Annotated in this window: 18 protein-coding genes; 12 read left to right on the top strand and 6 right to left on the bottom strand. The window is 62.3% G+C overall.

The annotated features are described in order from the left end of the window. The first annotated feature begins 8 nt into the window (after nucleotides 1-8). On the top strand, nucleotides 9-518 hold the full coding sequence (locus IVA95_RS19685; RefSeq protein ID WP_247511963.1) for a hypothetical protein: 510 nt from the start codon (nucleotides 9-11) through the stop codon (nucleotides 516-518). Between the two features lie 38 nt (nucleotides 519-556). After that, nucleotides 557-910 carry a nuclear transport factor 2 family protein gene (locus tag IVA95_RS19690; protein ID WP_247511964.1) on the top strand — a complete coding sequence of 118 codons (354 nt, stop codon included), beginning with the start codon at nucleotides 557-559 and terminating at the stop codon, nucleotides 908-910. A 155-nt stretch (nucleotides 911-1,065) separates the two neighbouring features. On the opposite strand, the gene IVA95_RS19695 is transcribed toward IVA95_RS19690, so the two are convergent. Continuing rightward, entirely contained in the window at nucleotides 1,066-2,154 is a 1,089-nt protein-coding gene (locus IVA95_RS19695) for a Zn-dependent alcohol dehydrogenase (RefSeq protein WP_247511965.1), read from the bottom strand. 48 nt (nucleotides 2,155-2,202) lie between these two features. Further along, nucleotides 2,203-3,984, bottom strand: a complete 1,782-nt coding sequence (locus IVA95_RS19700; RefSeq protein WP_247511966.1) for an acyl-CoA dehydrogenase family protein — start codon at nucleotides 3,982-3,984, stop codon at nucleotides 2,203-2,205. 244 nt (nucleotides 3,985-4,228) lie between these two features. Here IVA95_RS19700 and IVA95_RS19705 point away from each other — a divergent pair, with 244 nt between their 5' ends. Together IVA95_RS19705 and IVA95_RS19710 are read left to right on the top strand one after the other, a co-directional pair. After that, nucleotides 4,229-4,930 (top strand): SDR family NAD(P)-dependent oxidoreductase, encoded by a 702-nt coding sequence (locus IVA95_RS19705; protein WP_247511967.1) that lies wholly within the window; start codon nucleotides 4,229-4,231, stop codon nucleotides 4,928-4,930. Nucleotides 4,931-5,045: 115 nt separating this feature from the next. After that, on the top strand, nucleotides 5,046-5,876 hold the full coding sequence (locus IVA95_RS19710) for an enoyl-CoA hydratase (RefSeq protein ID WP_247512133.1): 831 nt from the start codon (nucleotides 5,046-5,048) through the stop codon (nucleotides 5,874-5,876). Nucleotides 5,877-5,938: 62 nt separating this feature from the next. Here the strand turns inward: IVA95_RS19710 and IVA95_RS19715 are convergent, their stop codons facing one another. Both IVA95_RS19715 and IVA95_RS19720 read right to left on the bottom strand, forming a co-directional pair. Then, complete coding sequence (locus IVA95_RS19715; RefSeq protein ID WP_247511968.1) at nucleotides 5,939-6,559, bottom strand: GNAT family N-acetyltransferase; 621 nt, start codon at nucleotides 6,557-6,559, stop codon at nucleotides 5,939-5,941. A 73-nt stretch (nucleotides 6,560-6,632) separates the two neighbouring features. Then, a complete protein-coding gene (locus IVA95_RS19720) occupies nucleotides 6,633-6,836 on the bottom strand; it encodes a DUF1127 domain-containing protein (protein WP_028351757.1) in 204 nt (67 codons plus the stop codon). 114 nt (nucleotides 6,837-6,950) lie between these two features. Here IVA95_RS19720 and IVA95_RS19725 point away from each other — a divergent pair, with 114 nt between their 5' ends. From IVA95_RS19725 to IVA95_RS19760, 8 genes are all read left to right on the top strand, one after another. Further along, nucleotides 6,951-7,850 carry a transcriptional regulator GcvA gene (locus IVA95_RS19725; protein WP_247511969.1) on the top strand — a complete coding sequence of 300 codons (900 nt, stop codon included), beginning with the start codon at nucleotides 6,951-6,953 and terminating at the stop codon, nucleotides 7,848-7,850. A 195-nt stretch (nucleotides 7,851-8,045) separates the two neighbouring features. Further along, a complete protein-coding gene (gene tcuA / locus IVA95_RS19730; protein WP_276577701.1) occupies nucleotides 8,046-9,437 on the top strand; it encodes an FAD-dependent tricarballylate dehydrogenase TcuA in 1,392 nt (463 codons plus the stop codon). A gap of 64 nt (nucleotides 9,438-9,501) precedes the next feature. Further along, the gene (locus IVA95_RS19735; protein ID WP_346658025.1) at nucleotides 9,502-10,533 is read left to right on the top strand and encodes an esterase; all 1,032 of its coding nucleotides are present in this window, start codon (nucleotides 9,502-9,504) and stop codon (nucleotides 10,531-10,533) included. Between the two features lie 33 nt (nucleotides 10,534-10,566). After that, a complete protein-coding gene (tcuB, locus tag IVA95_RS19740; protein WP_247511972.1) occupies nucleotides 10,567-11,682 on the top strand; it encodes a tricarballylate utilization 4Fe-4S protein TcuB in 1,116 nt (371 codons plus the stop codon). Nucleotides 11,683-11,964: 282 nt separating this feature from the next. Next, nucleotides 11,965-12,237, top strand: coding sequence for a hypothetical protein (locus IVA95_RS19745; RefSeq protein WP_346658026.1), 273 nt, complete (start codon nucleotides 11,965-11,967; stop codon nucleotides 12,235-12,237). 306 nt (nucleotides 12,238-12,543) lie between these two features. Further along, complete coding sequence (locus IVA95_RS19750; protein WP_247511973.1) at nucleotides 12,544-14,013, top strand: HlyD family secretion protein; 1,470 nt, start codon at nucleotides 12,544-12,546, stop codon at nucleotides 14,011-14,013. A gap of 35 nt (nucleotides 14,014-14,048) precedes the next feature. Next, on the top strand, nucleotides 14,049-15,242 hold the full coding sequence (locus tag IVA95_RS19755; protein WP_247512135.1) for a hypothetical protein: 1,194 nt from the start codon (nucleotides 14,049-14,051) through the stop codon (nucleotides 15,240-15,242). Continuing rightward, the gene (locus IVA95_RS19760) at nucleotides 15,242-17,218 is read left to right on the top strand and encodes a cellulose synthase catalytic subunit (protein WP_247512136.1); all 1,977 of its coding nucleotides are present in this window, start codon (nucleotides 15,242-15,244) and stop codon (nucleotides 17,216-17,218) included. Before IVA95_RS19755 ends, IVA95_RS19760 begins: the two co-directional genes overlap by 1 nt. Before the next feature lie 49 nt (nucleotides 17,219-17,267). Here IVA95_RS19760 and IVA95_RS19765 read toward each other — a convergent pair whose 3' ends face one another. Beyond that, the gene (locus tag IVA95_RS19765; protein ID WP_247511974.1) at nucleotides 17,268-17,873 is read right to left on the bottom strand and encodes a DedA family protein; all 606 of its coding nucleotides are present in this window, start codon (nucleotides 17,871-17,873) and stop codon (nucleotides 17,268-17,270) included. Nucleotides 17,874-18,048: 175 nt separating this feature from the next. Next, nucleotides 18,049-19,341 (bottom strand): TRAP transporter large permease, encoded by a 1,293-nt coding sequence (locus IVA95_RS19770; protein WP_247511975.1) that lies wholly within the window; start codon nucleotides 19,339-19,341, stop codon nucleotides 18,049-18,051. Nucleotides 19,342-19,345 lie beyond the last annotated feature (4 nt).

Here is a 19,345-nt window from a genome sequence, read left to right on the forward strand (position 1 = left end):
TCCTGCTGATGTGGCCGCTTGGCTATGCCTATGCCGCGCTCGGCTGGCCAACGTTTCACTTGTGCGGGCTGATGCATGGCACCTTTGTCGCTGCGTGGCCTACCCTGTCGATCCTGGCATTCCTGGCACTGGGGTATCTGCCGCTTTTCCCGCGCATCGACGACGCAGCGCTTCTGATCGCCGGTCTTGTTTGGGGTCTGTTGCTGGCCACTGCTTTCAACATCCGCCACGCTCTCGGCTTTGAGATTGCCTATGGCCTGTTCAGCGCCACGGCGGTTATCGTTGCAGTACTATGCATCTTTGCCAAACACCGGCTCCGTTTGGCGCTGCTCGTGGTATCGCCGCTTGTTTTCCTGAACTTGGATCTTCTGCTGGCGCCGCCGGCGCTTGAACAACTCGTGTCTCGAGCCATCTTTGATCTCAAGCAGCTCTTGCCGCCCGTCGCCTTCTCGCTCGCGGGTTACGTGCTTGGCTCGCTCGCCCGTGTCGTGATCAAACGCTCGCCGAGAACAGCGTGATAGCCGCTCTGCAGTGACGAACAAGAACCGGAGGAATCATGAACAACGACCTTGCCGAGCTGACAGAGCTCAACCGCGACTATGTCGCGTCCGTGCAGAATTCCGACGTCAAGCGCTTTGACGAAATCCTCGCAGCCGATTTCTACTGCTCCAATCCCGACAAGTCGCTGGTCGATCGCGCCACGTTCCTGCAACAGACCGCAAAGCCTGTCGCGATCAAGAACCTGCGCGCGGAAGACGTGAAGATCCGAATCCTCGGCGATTTCGCCATCATCCACGCAGCGACGAGCTACACCACGCCGGACGGCCAACAGGTCCACGGCCGCTATACCGACTGCTGGGCGAAGCGGAACGGGAAATGGCTCGCCGTGTCGGCACATGTGACGCGGTAAGCCGAGCTTCACCGCGTCGTCCCTGCGAAAGCAGGGCCCATAATCACTGACGGGTGTTGCGAGAGAAGCCGTCCCCCCTCGTGCCACTACGATCGGCCGCGGCGTATGGTCCCGGCGTTCGCCGGGACGACGAAATACGGTACGTTCGACTGGCCTCACGCATCAAACACAATCACACTGCGTAGCGTCTTGCCGGCTTTCATGTTGGCAAAACCTTCGTTGATTTCGGAGAGTTTCAGCTTGGCCGAGATCCAATCCTCCAGATGCAGCTTGCCGCGCATGTAGAACTCGATGAGGCGTGGCATGTCGACGCGGAAATGGTTGGAGCCCATCGACGAGCCCTGAATGCGGCGCTCGCGCAGGAAGTCGAAGCCATGCAGCTCGATCTTTTGGCCGAACGGGATCATGCCGACAATGGTCGCGGTGCCGCCGGCCGCCAGCATCGCAAAGGACTGCTCGGCGGTTTCCTTGCGGCCCAGCACCTCGAAGGAGTGATGCACGCCTCCATTGGTGAGTTCACGCACCTGCTGCACCACATCGCCGCGGGCGGGATCGACGATATCGGTGGCGCCAAGCTTGGTGGCCAACTGCAGCTTGGCCGGATTGGTATCGATCGCGATGATGCGGCCGGCGCCAGCGATCGCCGCGCCATTGATCGCGGCCATGCCGACGCCGCCGCAGCCGATCACGGCCACCGTTTCGCCGGCCTGAACCTTTGCGGTGTTCACGACCGCGCCATAGCCGGTGATGACGCCGCAGCCGATCAGAGCCGCGAGCTCCAGCGGCATGTCCTTGCGGATTTTGACGATGGCGTTTTCGTGCACCAGCATCTGCTCGGCGAAGGACGAGAGATTGAGGAACTGATGAAGCTTCTCCTCACGCGCCCAGGACAGCCGGTTTGACTGGCCGGGCAGCATCTTCACAGTGGTATCGGTGCAGAGCACGGTGCGGCCGGTGGTGCAGTTATCGCAGGTGCCGCAGAACACGGACAAGCAGGTCACGACGTGATCGCCTGGCTTCACATACGTGACGTCGGAGCCGACCTTTTCGACCACGCCGGCCGATTCATGCCCAAGCACGGCCGGCAGCGGATGCGGATACAGCCCTTCCATAAAATGCAGGTCGGAATGGCAGAGACCGGCGACGCGCGTGCGGATCAGAACTTCGCGCGGGCCAGGATTCGGCACGCTGACCTCCTCGATTGCCAGCGGCTTGTTGACTTCATGCAGGACGGCGGCCTTCATCGGTGCTTCCCCTTCAATTCTGTTCTTTTGACTTGGACTGGCGATAGCCTACGCTGCGACAAGCAATTCGCCAACCTCGTCCATACCGACGCTGCGTTCGCCGAGCAGATGGCCGGTGATCGCGCGCTGGATGGCATTTTCCGCAAGCCGGAACGGATCGCCCGGCGCGACGCGATGGTCGACCACCATCCGCGACAGCAACAACCGCCTGGCGTCACCGCGCATCTCATGAATCCGCCCGCCCTCCCAGGCCAGCGCAACGGCGCTGGCGACATGGTAGAGCAAGCTGGTCGCGCGCCGCGCGTCGCCCTCATTATCGGTCCGGCTCGCCACTTCGCGGGCGAAGCCGATGGCGCGGTCGGTCAGTTCACGCAGGCGATTGCGCCAGGCCTGCGGCACGTTGGCGCTGTCGTCGAGGCGGGCGTGCAGGTCGGCTGATAGCGCGGCATCGGCGCCGTGGCGGCCGACCGCGCGCGTCAGCGCGTCGATCGCGACGATGTTGCCGGTGCCTTCCCAGATCGAGCCGAGATGGGCGTCGCGCAGCAGCCGCGCGGTAGCAAACTCCTCGACATAGCCGATGCCGCCGCGCATCTCCAACGCATCACCGCAGACTTTTCGCGCATCGCGCGTGGCGCGGAATTTCAGCGTCGGCGTCAGGATGCGTAGCAGCGCCGCCGCGTCCTGGCTGCCGGCCTCGGCGCGATCGAGCGCGTCGGCCGTGAGGAAACTCATCGACAGCGCCTGCTCTGTCGGCAACATGATCTTCATCAATTGTCTCCGCGCTAGTGGCAGATCGACGATGCGTTGGCCGAACACCACGCGGTTCTTCGCCACCGTCATCGCGTCATGATGCGCGCGCCGCATCAGCGCGGTGGACTTGACGCCGTTGGAGAGCCTGGACGAGTTGACCATCTCGGCCATCTGCACGAAGCCGCGGTCGAGCTTGCCGACCGCGTACGCAATCGCGCCCTCGAACTTGATTTCGCCTGAGGCCATCGAGCGGGTGCCGAGCTTGTCCTTCAGGCGCACGATCCGGTAGTGGTTCTGCGAGCCGTCGTCGAGGAAGCGCGGCATCAGGAACAGGCCGAGGCCGCGCGTGCCGGGACCCGCGCCTTCCGGGCGCGCCAGCAGCATCACCACCTTGGCGTCGGCATTGGAGCAGAACCATTTCTCGCCATAGAGCCGCCAATGCTCGCCTTCCTGAACGGCCCTCGTCGTCAGCGTGCCGACGTCGGAGCCGCCTTCTTTCTCGGTCATGAACTGGCCACCCTGGGTCAGCTTGCTCATGTCGGTCTGCGTCAGGCCGTCGAGATATTTCGCCTTCAGTTCTTCGCTGCCGAAATTGTTGAGCAGTTTTGCGCAGCCGTCGGTGACGTTGATCGGGCATCCAAGCCCGAACTCGGCCTGATTGAACAGAAACGTAAAGGCGTGCTTGGCGACGACGGGGTATTTGTCCGGCCAGCCCATGATGCCCTTGCGGATCGACATCGCATGAATGCCGAACTCGCCGAACGCGGCTTTCTCCAGTTCGCGATAGGCCGGGTGATATTCGATATACTGGATATCACGGCCGAATTTGTCGCGCTGGTGCAGCACCGGCGTGTGGCGATCGGCAAGCCGCGCGCATTCGTCGAGATAGCCGCCGGCCAATTCGCCGAGCCGGTCGAGATGCGGCTCGATATGGCGAAACAGCGCATCTGGAAGATGCAGCCGCAGCAGATCCGTCAACACCGGATCGGCGCGGTAAAAGTTCATCCCCGTCGTATCAGGTGCGAGCAATCCCGGCTGACTGGCTGACTCGACTGCACGGTTTTGCATGAGTGGATGCATTTTTAGCCCTTGTTCGTTCCGCCCGATATTGATCATCTACCGATAGCGCAGGCGTTCAAGCCGTCAACAAGCATAATTGGAGGGCCCGCCCATGACGGACGGATACCGCATCATCGGCGCCGAGATGCTGTCCTGCTCGGGCGAGACAGACGGAGAAGATATCGACCCGATGCTCGTTCCTGTGGGTTGCCCTTCGGGATTGCGGCCCTAGATACCAGGTCCCCGCCTTCTCTGGAGAGCGCCCATGGAAATTCCCAGCTACAAGATTGCCCTGATCGTAGGCGTCGGTGAGGGATTGAGCGCATCCCTGGCGCGATTGTTCGCGCGCGAAGGCATCAAGGTTGCGCTTGCCGCGCGCAAGATCGAGAAGCTCGGCGCGCTCTGCACCGAGACCGGCGCCCGCGCCTTTGCCTGCAACGCTACCGAAGCCGAAGAAGTCGAGAGACTGTTCGGCATGGTCGAGCGCGAGATCGGCACGCCCGATATCGTCGTCTATAACGCCAGCGCCCGCGCACGCGGCGCCTTCACGGACCTGGTTCCGGCCGAAGTTGCGAACGCGATCGCGGTCTCCGCCTTCGGAGGCTTTCTGGTGGCCCAGCAGGCGGCGATACGCATGCTGCCGAACAAGCACGGCGCGATCCTGTTCACCGGCGCCTCCGCCAGCGTGAAGGGCTATCCGCAATCGGCGCCGTTCGCGATGGGAAAGTTTGCACTGCGCGGGCTGGCCCAGAGCATGGCGCGCGAATTCGCGCCGCAGGGCATCCATGTCGCGCATTTCGTTATCGACGGCGGCATCCGCAGCGCTGCGCGCGCCGAACCTGCCGATCGGCCGGACTCGATGCTCGATCCCGACGCGATTGCCCTGAGCTACTGGAACGTGCTGCAGCAGCCGCGCAGCGCCTGGAGTTGGGAGGTGGAGCTGCGGCCGTGGGTGGAGAGGTTTTGAAGCCATCGCCGTCATTGCGAGCGCAGCGAAGCAATCCATAGCGCCGCATAAGGGAAGAATGGATTGCTTCGTCGCTTCGCTCCTCGCAATGACGGAGCCAAGAATGGGGAAAACAATGACCACCGAAACCAGGATCGACACCGGCACCGACGAACTGCTCTGCGTGATCCGCGACCGCGTCGCCATCATCACGCTGAACCGCCCCGAAGCGCGCAACGCGTTCTCGGATACGTTGACGCCGGCACTTCGCAGCATGATCAAGAGTTGCGGCGAGAACCCGGAAGTCGGCGCGCTCCTGCTGACCGGCGCAGGCACCGCGTTCTGCGCCGGCGGCAACGTCAAGGGCATGGGCGCACACCGCGACAAGAAGAAGCTCGAAATGTCGTATGACGAGAAGGTCGCCGACCTGCAGGAGCGGCAGCACCTGCTTACCGGCGCGCTGGCCTCCGTGCGCAAGCCAACGATTGCGGCGCTGCCCGGCCCCGCGGTCGGCGCTGGCCTCGCACTCGCGTTGGCCTGCGATATCAGAATCGCGGCGCAAACGGCGTTCGTTTCCACCGGCTATGTCCGCGTGGCGCTCTCCGGCGACTACGGCATCGCCTGGCTGTTGACCCGGCTGGTCGGCACTTCGCGGGCGCGCGAACTGATGTTCACGGGCGACAAGGTCGATGCCGCCAGATGCGAGGCGATCGGCCTTGTCAACCGCGTGGTGCCCGACGACAAGCTGCAGACTGAAGCCTTCGCGCTTGCCAAATCCATGGCCGAAGGCCCGACGCTGGCGCTGCGCTACATCAAGGACAATCTCGACGAAGCGCTCCAATTCGACTTCGCCACCGCGCGCGACCACGAGGCCGAGCGCCTCGTCCGCCTGACCACCACCGCCGATCACAAGGAGGCGGTGCAAGCCTTCATCGACAAGCGCAAGCCGGTGTTTAGGGGGAGTTGAGTTCCTTTTCCGCAACAGCAAAATGGCCCGGTTCTGGTGCGGCCCAGAACCGGGCTCAGTGGTCAAACCGCAAGCGAGGACATTGCGCTGGGAGAGACGGCGGCGAGCCGCCAACTGGCGCATGGGATTTCCTGCGGTTCGACGTGGATCTCTTTCTGGAAGCGCGTCAACTTCCAGTCGCCGGGTGTATTGGTGAAGGCGTAACCGGACTCGCGGGCGAGCGCGATCATGGCATCGTTGGAACGCAGTGTGTCGCCGAAGACCCGCCCGGCACCGAACGCAGCCGCGCGGCATTCGAGATTTCTCAGCAGCGCCTTGCCGATGCCGTGGCCCTGCCAGCGGTCGTCGATCGAGAGGCCAAACTCGATCGAGGCAGTCTCGTTGTCGAAGGCATAGCGCGCTTCGCCGACGATGGTCTCGCGGCCGTCAACCAGCATGGTCGCGACCACACTGAACCGGTCCGCTTCGCCGACATGGATGAAGCGATCGAGTTCGGACGGTGGCAGTTCGCTGGCCGCGCCGAGGAAACGGTTGTAACGGGAGCGCGTCGAGAGCGCGCGGAAATAGTTCTGCAGCGCCTCGGCATCGCGCGGCTCGACGAAGCGCACGGTCACGGCCTGGCCCTGCCGCGAACGCAGCACGTCGGAATATTGCCTGAGATCGTCGAAACGCAGGGCGGTCATGGCGCGCTCCCCGTCAGTCCTCAATGAAATGGCCAGCGCCCCTCTATTGAGGCGGCGCCGGCCTGGCTGCTACTCAAGCCCGCCAGAACGGCTTTTCGGCCTCGTAGGCGACATCGCTCCAGGAGACGCCGATGTCGTGGAGTTCCCGCTCCGACCACTTGGCCAGTTCGCGGCGCGACTGGTAGCGCTGCCGCCAGACATGGAGGGTCTCGGCCAATTGGCTCAAAATCCCCGGTCCATGATGATTTATCATCGATTCATGCGTGTAAGTGGACATTTTCGGCTCCTGTAGTAGTCTGTTGGCGCTAATATCTGCGCTCCCGCGACCGTTCACAAACGACACTTTGTACCGCTTCGGATGATATAAACTCATGCATTGGGAGATCGCGGAATGACCGCCAGGCTGCCGTCGCTGAATGGCCTGCGCGCCTTCGAGGCCGCCGCCCGGCATCTGAGCTTCACGCAGGCCGCCTCCGAGCTGAATGTCACGCAGACCGCGATCAGCCACCAGATCAAGCGGCTCGAGGAAGAGCTCGGTGTTCGCCTCTTTGTCCGCCAGAACCGCTCGCTGACGCTGACCGCGGAAGCGCAGGAGTACCTTCCCGGCATTCGCGCCGCCTTCAACGATCTCCGGCTCGCGACCGATCGCCTGCTGCGCAAAGATGACGACCATGTGCTGACGGTGTCGACGTTGGCCTCGCTGGCCGCCAAATGGCTGCTGCCGCGCCTCACGGCCTTTCAGGAAGCGCAACCGGGGATCGACGTTCGCATCACCACCTCGATCAGCCTCGTCGACTTCCAGCGCGACAAGGTCGATGCCGCGATCCGCTACGGCCGCGGCCAGTGGCCTGGCGTTCGCGCCGACTGGCTGATGGCGGACGAACTCTTTCCGGTGTGCAGCCCCGCGCTGCTCAAGGGGAACAAGCCGCTGAAATGCCCCGAAGACCTCCGGGATCACGTGCTGCTGCATACCAGCAACGCCAATAGCGACGACTGGCGGCTGTGGCTGACGGCGGCCGGGCTGCCGGCCGATTTTTCAAAACAGCCCGGCGTGACCTTCGACATGATCTTCATGACGGTGCAGGCCGCGATCGACGGCCTCGGTGTTGCCATGGGCCGCACCGCTTATGTGCAGGAGGACATCGCCAAGGGACGCTTGGTCGTTCCCTTCAAGATGGCTTTCCCGGTCGATGCCGGATTCTATCTGGTCTCGCCGGCGGGTAGAGCCGATCCGCCAAAGCTCGCGGCCTTCCGGCAATGGCTGCTCGCCTCCGTTCAGAACCGTCCCTGACCGCGCTGATATTCCAACACAGCCAGGTGCATGCGACATCGTCGCATGCGGCCATGCTGATTGCTGATGCAGGCGCACGAGAGGCGTGACGCGGCCGTTGCATCAGGCTAGAAAATCGCGGGGCGGGTGGATTTGCCTGGCCGAGCGCCGGTTTGATTTCCAGGCCAACAACGACAACAAGAGCGCATGGCCGATTTGAGTCAGAAGTTCGATGTGCTGGTGATCGGCGGCGGTAACGCCGCTCTCTGCGCCGCCATCAGCGCCCGGCGCGCGAGTGCTTCCGTGCTGGTGCTGGAAGGCGCACCGAAATTCTATCGCGGCGGCAACACCCGCCACACCCGCAACATGCGTTGCGCGCACGACTCCGCGACCGATATTCTTACCGGCCCCTATACCGAAGAGGAATTCTGGGACGATCTATTGCGGCTGACCGACGGGCAGACCGACGAGGAGCTCGCTAAGTTCATGATCAGGGAGTCCAAGGACATCCTGAACTGGATCGTCGAACAGGGCGTGCGCTGGCAACCTTCGCTGGGCGGCACTCTGAGTCTCGGCCGCACCAACTCGTTCTTCCTCGGCGGTGGCAGGGCGATGCTTAATGCGCTCTATCTCACCGCGGAAAAACTTGGCGTCGAGATCGTCTATGATGCCGAGGTGATCGACCTCGAAATCGAGGACGGCATGTTCCTGTCCGCGAAGCTGAAGCAGCCGATCGACGGCACGAGTGAAATCCGCGCTTCCGCGCTGGTTGCCGCCGCCGGCGGCTTTGAAGCCAATATCGAATGGCTGAAGCAGTATTGGGGCGAGGCGGCGGATAATTTCCTGATCCGCGGCACGCCGTATAACCGCGGCTCAATCCTGAAAATGCTGCTCGACAAGGGCGTGCAGGACATCGGCGATCCCACCCAATGCCATGCCGTTGCGATCGACGCTCGCGCACCGAAATTCGACGGCGGCATCATCACGCGGCATGACTCGGTCGTGTTCGGCATCGTCGTCAACAAGCACGCCCAGCGCTTCTATGACGAAGGCGAAGACATCTGGCCGAAGCGCTACGCGATCTGGGGGCGGCTCGTAGCCGCGCAACCGGACCAGATCGCCTATATCATCTTCGATGCGTCGGTTCGCAACAGTTTCATGCCGACGCTGTTCCCACCGATCGAGGGCGGCAGCATCGCCGAACTCGCTGCCAAGCTTGAACTCGATCCGAAAGCGCTCGAGAAAACGATTACCGAGTTCAACGCCGCGGTGCGTCCCGGCACATTCGATCACACCATCCTCGATGATTGCCGCACCGAAGGTGTGACGCCGCCAAAGACGCATTGGGCGCGCAAGATCGAGACGCCACCTTTTCTCGCCTATCCGGTCCGACCCGGCATCACCTTCACCTATCTCGGCACCCGTGTGAACAAGCAGTCGCGCATGGTGATGAAGGACGGCAAGCCGTCGGCCAACATGTTTGCGGCGGGCGAGATCATGGCCGGCAACGTGCTCGGCAAGGGCTACGCCGCCGGCATCGGCATGACCATCGGCAGCGTGTTCGGCCGGGTGGCGGGACGGGAAGCGGCGAAGAATGCGAGGAATTAGGATGGCACTTGAGTGACCTCTCCCCGCGAAGGGCGGGGAGAGGGAGAGGCAACAGGGAGGACTTATGATGCGGCTTGCGATCACTACTGCTGCAGTCATTCTGATGAGCGCAACACTGGCCGACGCCGCCGAGCCGATCGCGCTACGCGACATGGGTTCTTTCCACATCGGCGGACGGCTCGTGGAAATCTCGGGAAAGCCGGTGAAGGAAGTGACCTTCACCCCCGGCGGCGTGCCGGCAAAAGTCGATCCCAACGGCACCTATCAGGTCGAGCAGATGTATGTGCAGTATTTTCTGCCCGCCAACGAGAAGGGTGCCTATCCGCTCTTGATGTGGCACGGCGGCGGCCTCACCGGCGTGACGTATGAAACGACGCCCGACGGGCGCGAGGGCTGGCTGAACTATTTTCTGCGCAAGGGCTGGGCCGTCTACAATTCCGACGCAGTCGAGCGCGGCCGCGCCGGCTGGGCGCAATATCCAGATATCTTCAAGGGCGAGCCGGTATTTCTCACGACCGCCAATCCGTTCGAGCGGTTTCGGATCGGCGACGGCGCCGGCTCCTATAATCCGGATCCAGCCAAGCGGAAGCTGATGCCGGGCAGCCAGTTTCCGAACGAGGGCTATGAGAACTTCGTCAAGCAGAACGTGCCGCGCTGGACCACCACCGATGATGCGATCATCGCCGCCTATATCGCCGAGATCGACCGCGTTGGCCCTGCCATCATCCTGTTCCACAGCCAAGCCGGCAGCTTCGGCTTCAAGGTGGCGCAGGCCCGGCCCGACAAGGTCAAGGCGCTGATTGCGATCGAGCCGGCCGGCGTCGGCGATCCCGCCAAGGTCGACGTGCTGAAGAACATTCCGACGCTGATCGTTTATGGCGACTACATCGAGAAGGATTCGCGCTGGCCGAAGATTCGCGCCAACGGCCTTGCGTTTGCGGACGCGATCAAGGCGGCGGGCGGCAGCGTCGATGTCGTCGACCTGCCGCAGGTCGGCATCAAGGGCAATTCGCACATGGTGATGATGGACAAAAACAACGCCGAGGTCGCCGCCCTGATCCAGAAGTGGCTGGAGGGCAAGGGGCTTACGAAGTAACCGGGTTGGCGCGAAGGCAGGAAGCAGCGCATCATGCATGGAACGAAGATTCTGGAGGAAGCCGACCGCCTGATGACGGTCTGCAATTCCTGCCGCTATTGCGAGGGGCTGTGCGCGGTGTTTCCGGCGATGGAAATGCGCCGCGCGTTCTCCGACGGCGATCTCAATTATCTCGCCAATCTGTGCCACGCCTGCGGCGCCTGCTACACCGATTGCCAGTTCTCGCCGCCGCACGAATTCAACGTCAATGTGCCGAGGACGTTTGCGGTGGCGCGTGCGGAATCCTATGCGGCCTATGCATGGCCACGCGCCTTCGCGGGGACGTTCGCGCGCAATGGGCTTGTCATCAGCCTCGTTGCCGCGCTCAGTGTCGCCGCGTTCATCTTCGGCTTTGCTGCGATGAACGATCGACAAATTCTGTTTGGCATCCATACCGGGCCGGGCGCGTTCTACAAACTGATGCCGCACAATGCGATGGCAGCCCTGTTCAGCGCGGCGTTCCTTTACGCTATCGTCGCTTTGATGATGGGCGTGCGCGCGTTCTGGCGCGATATCGGCGAACCCGTCGGCATGAAGACCGATGCTTCTGCGCTGTTGCAGGCCATTCGAGATGCCGGCGAGCTGCGCTATCTCGACGGCGGCGGTGTCGGCTGCTTCAACGAGGACGACCGCCCGACCGACCGCCGCCGGCTCTATCACCACTTCACTTTCTACGGCTTTGTGCTGTGCTTTGCCTCGACCTGCGTCGCAACGCTCTATCACTATCTGCTGGCGCGCGAGGCGCCGTATCCGTGGTGGGATCTGCCCGTGGTGCTGGGCACGGTCGGCGGCATCGGGCTGTTGATCGGGCCGATCGGCTTGCTCGCTGAACGATGGAAACGCGATTCCATCCTGGTCGATGAAGCGCGTTACGGCATGGATGTCGCGTTCATCGCGATGCTGTTCTTGACCAGTCTCACGGGCATGGTGCTGCTGATCTTGCGCGAGACAGCAGCGATGGGACCGCTGCTGGCGCTGCATCTCGGCGTGGTGTTTTCGCTGTTCGTCACCATGCCCTATGGCAAGTTCGTGCACGGCATCTATCGCTTCACCGCCCTGGTGCGCTATGCGATGGAGCGAAGAGCGATGGCACAGGGGGCGGCGGAGTAAGGCCGCCGCCTTCCCCATCATTGCGAGCGCCACTTACAGATCGTCATCCCCGCGCATGCGGGGGATCCAGCACGTTGCGGCTTCTCGATTCAATCACGGGCGTCTCTGGGATATTGGGTCACCCGCTTTCGCGGGACGACGGCCTGGGATGCCGGAGATCGTTCACGATCAGGTTATCCGAGTGACCCACATCACGCACTCTTGCGAACCGGTTTTCGTCTGGCGCCGTCGAACTCCTGTGCGAGCCATTCCGGCTTCGCCCAACAGGAATGGAGAGTACAGATGTCGATGAAGTTAATATTGTCCGCGGCAGCTTTGGTCGCGATCGGTGCGACCAGCGCCATGGCCGCTCCCGTGTTCGTGGCGTCGCCATACTGCGATCAGGCGGTATCACGGCAGGCTTGCGGAGACCACATGAACTATGTGGCGCAGCTTCGCACTCGCCGCGACACTTCACCGAACTACATGAAAAATCTCGATCCGCGCGAAAACCAGGCGATGCGTGACGGCGGCGGAGGTGGTGGCGGCGGCGGCGGTGGCGGTGGTGGTCGATAACCAAGATTGAAGTCGCAGAACGTACGATGGGCAAAGCGACAGCGTGCCCACCATTTCTCCACACAGCAATCTTGGAATGGTGGGCTCGCTGCGCTTTGCGTTGGTTGATGATGATGTCGCAGATGTGATCGCTGTAACGCAGGTTCATTGAGCATTTCCTCGCCGAAATTTTCTGCAGCTTTTTCCCGAACTGCCTCGAACCAATCGCGCCTTGCGTTGTTTGCAGTGCATTAACATGGCGCTGGAGGAACCGGAGCCGTCCGTGAGGAAACGCTCTTTCGGGCGCCACCAACCGAGAGAGAGTTGATGAACAATGTATTCAACACCGGTGCGACTGAACGTTCCTCCGGGTTGGGCCATGGCCCCCCACCGAGAGCCCCGCGACACCCGGCCATCCTGAGAGTTTCCGCCATCGGCGTCGCCGGGCTGTTGTCGGCGTTGATGGTGACGGCCGTGGCTCCGCCGATTACCGCCGATCAATCCGACCGCGCCGTTGTCAACGCGCCGGTGACGCTGTTGACCGCACCGATCGGCGGCGAAATCGACGCGATGACTGCGCTTCCCGGCCGCGACGTTCGCGACGGCGACAAGCTGGCGCAGATCAGCAATCCAAGGGTCGACCGCAGCACGCTGATCTCGTTAGAGGAAAAATCATCCGATGCGCGCCAGAAGCTCGACGCGACGCGGGCAAAGGCCGCGTCCGACCGCGCCTATGTTGCTTCCCTCGAGACCGAACTCGCCAGCCAAACTGAGCAGCTCAAGATGCAGTTTCAGTCGCAAATTGAGGAACTGCGCGCCCGCGTGTCGCAATCCAATGCCCAAAGCGGCGAGAAGAAGGCCTTGGTGGAACGGCAAAGCAACATGGTGACACGCAATACCGCGAGTATGGACATGCTCAGGCCGACCACGCAGCAATATGCCGCGGCCATGCACAATGCGGACGCGGAAGGCGCCAAGCTCAATCAAAAGATTGCGCAGCTCGATGCCTTGAACAGGGGCGTCTATGTCGGAGAGGAGCTGGTTGTGCTGAACAATCTGGCGCAAAAGCGCCGGGACATCGATCTCGACGCCCAGCGCATGGAGATCGAGGAGAGGCAGCAATCCGCCGTCCTTAGCGACCTGGAGCGCCTGATCGACGCCGAGCAGAAGCGGCTTGCGAGCCTGGCAGGAGCCGACGTCCTTTCTCGCGGCCCCGGCAAGGTGCTGACCATCGGCGCCGCGATGGGGCGTCACGTCAACCCCGGCGATACGATCAGCTCCGTCGTCGATTGCGACAAGCGCTTCGTGGTTGCCATTTTCTCGTACCGGCAAGGCCAGAACATGATGCCCGGCACCCGTGTCCGCATCGACGGGAGTACGTTCCGAACCGGAATCGTCAGCGCGGTGTTGCCGAAGACCAGCGACAAAGTCGATGAGCGCTTTGCCGTGCCGTTTCCGCAAACCGAACGGCGCGAGCTCTATGCGATCATTACGCCTGAAGGCGCGAACGAGGCTGGCGCGCCGGAGCGGGGAACGCAGGCTTCGGATGCTGCGGCCTGCCCGGTCGGCCAGTGGGTTACCGTCACGCGCGACAACGGCATGGTGCCGTCGATGTCGGTCACCTGGCGACGGCTTGGCAATCTCATCGCCTCGTGGACGCATGATGACCGCAACGGCGAGACCGCGCGGAACCACCCGATCGATACAGATGCACGCCGTGCCGGCATGGCCCAGCCGGATGCATCGAAGGCCGATGAAAGCTGGTGGTCAGGCACTAGCACGCTCGTATCGCGATGAAGCACGTGTTCGTATTCGTAATGGCGTTCTGTGCAATGGTGATGGGTTCGACGCCCGCTGCGAGCAAGCAGCCGGAAAAGAGCGGCGGTCCGTTTTGTGCCGGGCTGAACAAGGCGGTGGCACCGCTGACCGGCGAGGCCGACGCCGTCTTCATCCGCAGCTATGAACCTGGTGCTGACGAAGCAAGCCTGCCGGCGGGCATCGCCACGACGGCGTTTGTCTATGACAACGCGCTCGCCGTCATTGCGCTGATCGCCTGCGGCAACGCGCAGGATGCCAAACCGATCGGTAACGCATTGAGCCGGGCGGCCCGCAAGGACCGGACCTTTAACGATCATCGAATTCGCAATGCCTATCGCGCCGGCTCGGTCGGCAACGGGGCTCCGAATTTACCGGGATGGTGGGATGAGCACGCCAGGATCTGGGCCGAGGATGCGGCGCAAGACGGCACCTCGACCGGCAACGTTGCATGGGCGGCCTTGGCGTTGCTGACGCTGCACCAGGCGACGCACGATCCGCAGTATCTCGCCGACGCCAAAGGCCTGATCGATTGGGTTATCGCGGCGACCGCCTGCGGCGACGGGTTCTGCGGCGGCTTTCACGGCTACGATCCGCAGCAGGTCACGCTCACCTGGATGTCGACCGAGCACAATGCCGACGTCCACGCCGCCGCGCGCTGGCTGTTCCGCCTGACCGGCGAGCCAAAATACGCCGACGCGGCCGGGCAGGCCCGGCGGCTGCTCGATCGTACCTTCCGCGGAAATCACTTCCTGCTCGGCACAAAACCCGACGGCAGTCTTGCGGATGAAGGCCTGCTCGCACTCGACGCTCAGCTTTGGCCATGGATGGCCGTGCCGGATGCGCCTGCGGTCTGGCGAAGCACGCTTGATTTCGCGCAAACTCACCTGGCGGTCGATGGCGGCTTCGATTTCAATGGCGACCGCGACGGCATCTGGGTCGAGGGAACGGCGCAGGCGGCATTGGCCTACCGGATCAGCGGCAACACACCGCAGAGCGATCGGCTGTTGGCCAATTTGAAAGCCGACCAAACGCGCTCCGGCCTGCTCAACGCCGCACGCACCGCGCGACTAACGACGGGGTTGTCGATCGATCCCACCGGCACCGTGCCCGACTTCTTCTACTACCGCCGACCGCATCTCGGCGCGACGGCGTGGGCGGTGCTGGCCGAAACGGGCTGGAATCCGTTCACCGGGGAAAAGATACGATGATGTTCCCGAGCGCCGGCGATGACCTATCGATCCTCACCATCGATATGGGAATCCTCCTTGGGCTTCTGGTGATGGCGCGACTGCTGGATCCGCTGCATGCCAAGGACCGTACCCTATTCGGCATCACGACTTCAGCACTTCTGATCCTTTATGCGCTCTGGCGATGGAATGATACGTTGCCGCCGTTTGCGCTGTCGGCCGAAAGCCTGTGGCCGCGGTTGTTCATTTCGTTTGAACTTCTTGCCATTCTCTACACGCTGATGTCTGTCGTCATCCTGTTCCGCAGCACCGATCGCTCCGCACAGGCCGATGCGGCGCAACGCGAACTATCTGCATCGCGTAGATACCCCGCCGTCGACATCTTCATCTGCACCTATGACGAGCCGCTCGAAATCCTCGAACGATCGATCCTCAGCGCGCTGGCGCTCGACTATCCCAATGCAACGGTCTGGGTGCTGGACGACACCAGGCGCGACTGGCTGCGGGAGTATTGCGCACAAGTCGGGGCGAATCATCTGACGCGGCCAGACAACAACGGCGCCAAGGCCGGCAATCTCAATCATGGGCTCATGGCGACCGCGCGCAAGACCAATGCGCCCGTCATCCTGGTGCTCGACGCCGATTTTGCACCACGGCGGGATTTTTTGAAACGCACGGTCGGCCTGCTGTTGTCCGATCCGGAGGTTGCGATCGTGCAGACGCCGCAATTTTATCATAACGCCGACCCGATCCAGCATAATCTGCTCGCCGGGAAGAGCTGGGTCGACGATCAACGCTTCTTCTTCGACGTCTTTCAGCCCGCCAAGGACGCGTGGGGCTGCGCGTTCTGCGTCGGAACTTCCTTTGTCGTTCGCCGCGACCGGCTTGGCGAGATCGGCGGCTTCCCGCAGCAGGCGATTTCGGAAGACATCAATCTCACTTACACGATGCTCACGCACGGCTACCGTACATGGTGGCTGAACGAACCGCTCAGCTTCGGGCTTTCGGCCGAAGGCATCCCCGAATACATCACCCAGCGCGCGCGCTGGTGCCTTGGCACCATACAGGTCGCCCTGCTCCGCAATGGCCCGCTGTTCGGCCGCGGCTTCAGCTTCAACCAGCGCTGGCACTATTGTCACGGGGTGCTGAACTGGCTCTCCAAACCATTCATGGTGCTGCTGCTGATCGCGCCGACGATCTACTGGTTCGGCGGCCTGCCCGCCTTCGAAGCCGACTACCACACCTTCTTGCGCTACGGCGTGCCGGCGCTGCTCGGCCAAATCATCTACATGGGCTGGATATCGCGCGGACGGACACTGCCGTTATTCATGGAGGCCACCCACGCTGTCACCTGCTTTGCGGTGACCGCGACGCTGCTAAGCGCCATCTTCAAGCCGTTCGGCCGCCCGTTCAAGATCACCGACAAAGGCGGCGACCGCTCGACGCCACGCGTGCATTGGAAGCTCGCCGCGATCTTTGGCTTGATCACCCTAAGCTCAGCCGCCAGCATCGCGTGGGCGTTCATCTCGCCCTATGCGGCCAACGAGATTTCCTCGCTCGACTTCTTCAATTTGCTGTGGGCTGGCATCGCGATGCTGATTGCCTTCGTCGCGTTTCTTGTCTGCTTCGAATTGCCTCGCGCCGGCGACATGTTCGAAACGGATGAGCCCGCCTGGCTGTTGGGCGAAGGTAAAATCCTGTCGTGTCGCCTGCTTGCGGTGTCGCCGACCTCGGTGCGCTTTTCGGGTCCGGCCGGTGACGAGCTCGAGCTTGCGGGCTGGCGGTATCAGATTCATCTGGAGGGGCTGGGATGGACAGACATATCCATGGTCTCGCGATTCCGCGAGACAGTGCTGGCGCGCCTTGAACCTACTACCGAACAATATCAGCGGCTGGTAGTTCGGCTTTTCAGCGCATCCCACGGCAATATCGCAAGCAAAGCCAGCCTCCATGGCGCCCTGGCCGGGTTGCTGCGCCGCGGACTCCTCGGCGCCTGAGGCGGTATGCACGCCCCATCGACGTCAGTACAGGCGAGCACATCTTGCTTCAGTACCGCTCTGCGATCTGATCGAGCTTCCTGCTCAGCAACCAGGAAAGGCCGAGGAACGCGACCAACATCACGATGCCAAGGCCCGAAGAGGCGTTGTTGATGGACGCCTCCGAGAATTGACGGAAGGCATAGCCGGCCGAGACAACGGCTCCGGACCAAAAGCCCGCCGCGACGAAGTTGAGCGCAAGGAAAGTGGACCAAGGCAGCCGCGATATCCCGTAAGCAAACCCCGCGAGCCCGCGGATGCCATGCGGGAAGCGGTGAAACAGGATCATCCAGAGATAATGGCGGTCCGTCAGGCGGACAACGGTCTGCACGGGCCGCTCGAACCGCGGAAAACGATCGAGCAGGCGGGCGCCGTAACGCCGCCCGATCCAAAAGCGAATGACGTCACCGGCGAAACTGCCGAACCAGCAGACCACGATGAGCGTACCAAGACCCAGCGCGCCCGAGTGCGCCGCGTAGCCCGCAAAGAGCGCAAGCAGCAGGCTATGCGAGGCCGCATAGGCAAACATCAGGCTGTAGGCCACATCGCCGTGCTGGCGTATGAGGTCGAGGAACGAGGTCAGATCGGTCGGAAACAGCAATGTAAGCGCACCCACTCATGTGAAAGTTCCCCCAGATGAGTGGGTTCGGTCGGAACGCTATCACTCCCCGGCAGCACAGGGAAGCCAATAGGCACGCCCGCAGGCGCCAGCTTTGCACGCCGAGCGTGTTTGCAAGTGACGCGCGCCAGCGAAATGACGCGATGTGCCAGGAGCGACCGTCCGTTCGATCTCATCGCAAATCGGCACCGAAGATCATATCAGGGACAAGCAAGACCAGTGAGGGGACAAAGATCAGTATCAAGGTCACCACGGTGACGGCGATCAAGAACGGCGTCGAGTCCCGGGTGTACTCACTGATGGGACAACGCAGCACCTGGCAGGTGACGAACATGGCGGCGCCGACGGGCGGCGTGTAGTTTCCGATCGTGGCAGCAATAATGAACACGAGCCCGAAATGGACCGGATCAATGCCGTAATTCGTCACCAGCGGAAGGAAGATGGGCGTCAGCATGATGATGAGCACCGAGCCCTCCATGAAGGTGCCAGCGATCAGGATGAAGAGCACGATGAGCACCATTACAACGTGCGCGTTTTCCGTCACACCCAGCATCCAATCCGAAATCACCTCGGGTATTCGCTCAAACACGATGCCGTAACCAAAGATCGCCGAGAGCGCGAGCAGGAACATCACGGCCCCGACATCGACCAGGCCGCCCTCGATGGCTTCACGGAAACCCGCGAACGTCAGCATCCGGTAAGCGAAGAACCCCACCGCCACCGCATAGATGACCGCGAAGGCTCCAATCTCCGATGGCGTGAAGACGCCGTAGCGCAATCCCGCCAACAGCATGATGGGAAACAGGATCGCCCAGATCCCACCCCACGACGCCAGCAGGATTTCACGCCCAGTCGCTCGCGTCTCGCGTTCCGGCCCGTAGCCGCGGCGGCGGGCGGTGATGGCGATCGCAACGGCGAGAGCTGCCCACAGCATGAGGCCCGGAATAATGCCGGCGGCAAACAGCCGTCCGATCGAGACCTGGCCGACTGTGCCATACAGTATGAAACCAATCCCGGGGGGAATGATTGGCGCCAGCAGAGAACCGTACGAAATCACGCCGGCCGCGTAGCCACGGGCATAGCCGCGCTTGAGCATCTGCAAACCGATGATGCGGGCATTCATGGCGGCGTCCGCAATCGAGGATCCGGTCACCCCGCTCATCAGCGTTGAGAGTGCAATAGAGGTCTGCGCCAGACTGCCGTGCATCCTTCCTGTCAGTACCGTGGCCAGCTTGAGCAGGTTGGTCGTGATGCCGGAGTTGTTGAGAAAATTGCCGGCGAGGATAAACAGCGGAACCGCAAGCAGCGCGAAATTCTGCGTCTCGGTTACCGTTACCTGTATCGGGATTGTTGCCGGCAGTTCCGGATGCTGGATGAAGAACAGCGCGCCGGCAATTCCAATCGCGAAGGCAACTGGCATTCCGATCAGCAGCAGTACCGTGAACGCAATGATTACGATCAGCATGGCT

This window comes from Bradyrhizobium sp. 157, from assembly GCF_023073815.1.
In the GTDB taxonomy this organism is placed as follows: Bacteria; Pseudomonadota; Alphaproteobacteria; order Rhizobiales; family Xanthobacteraceae; genus Bradyrhizobium.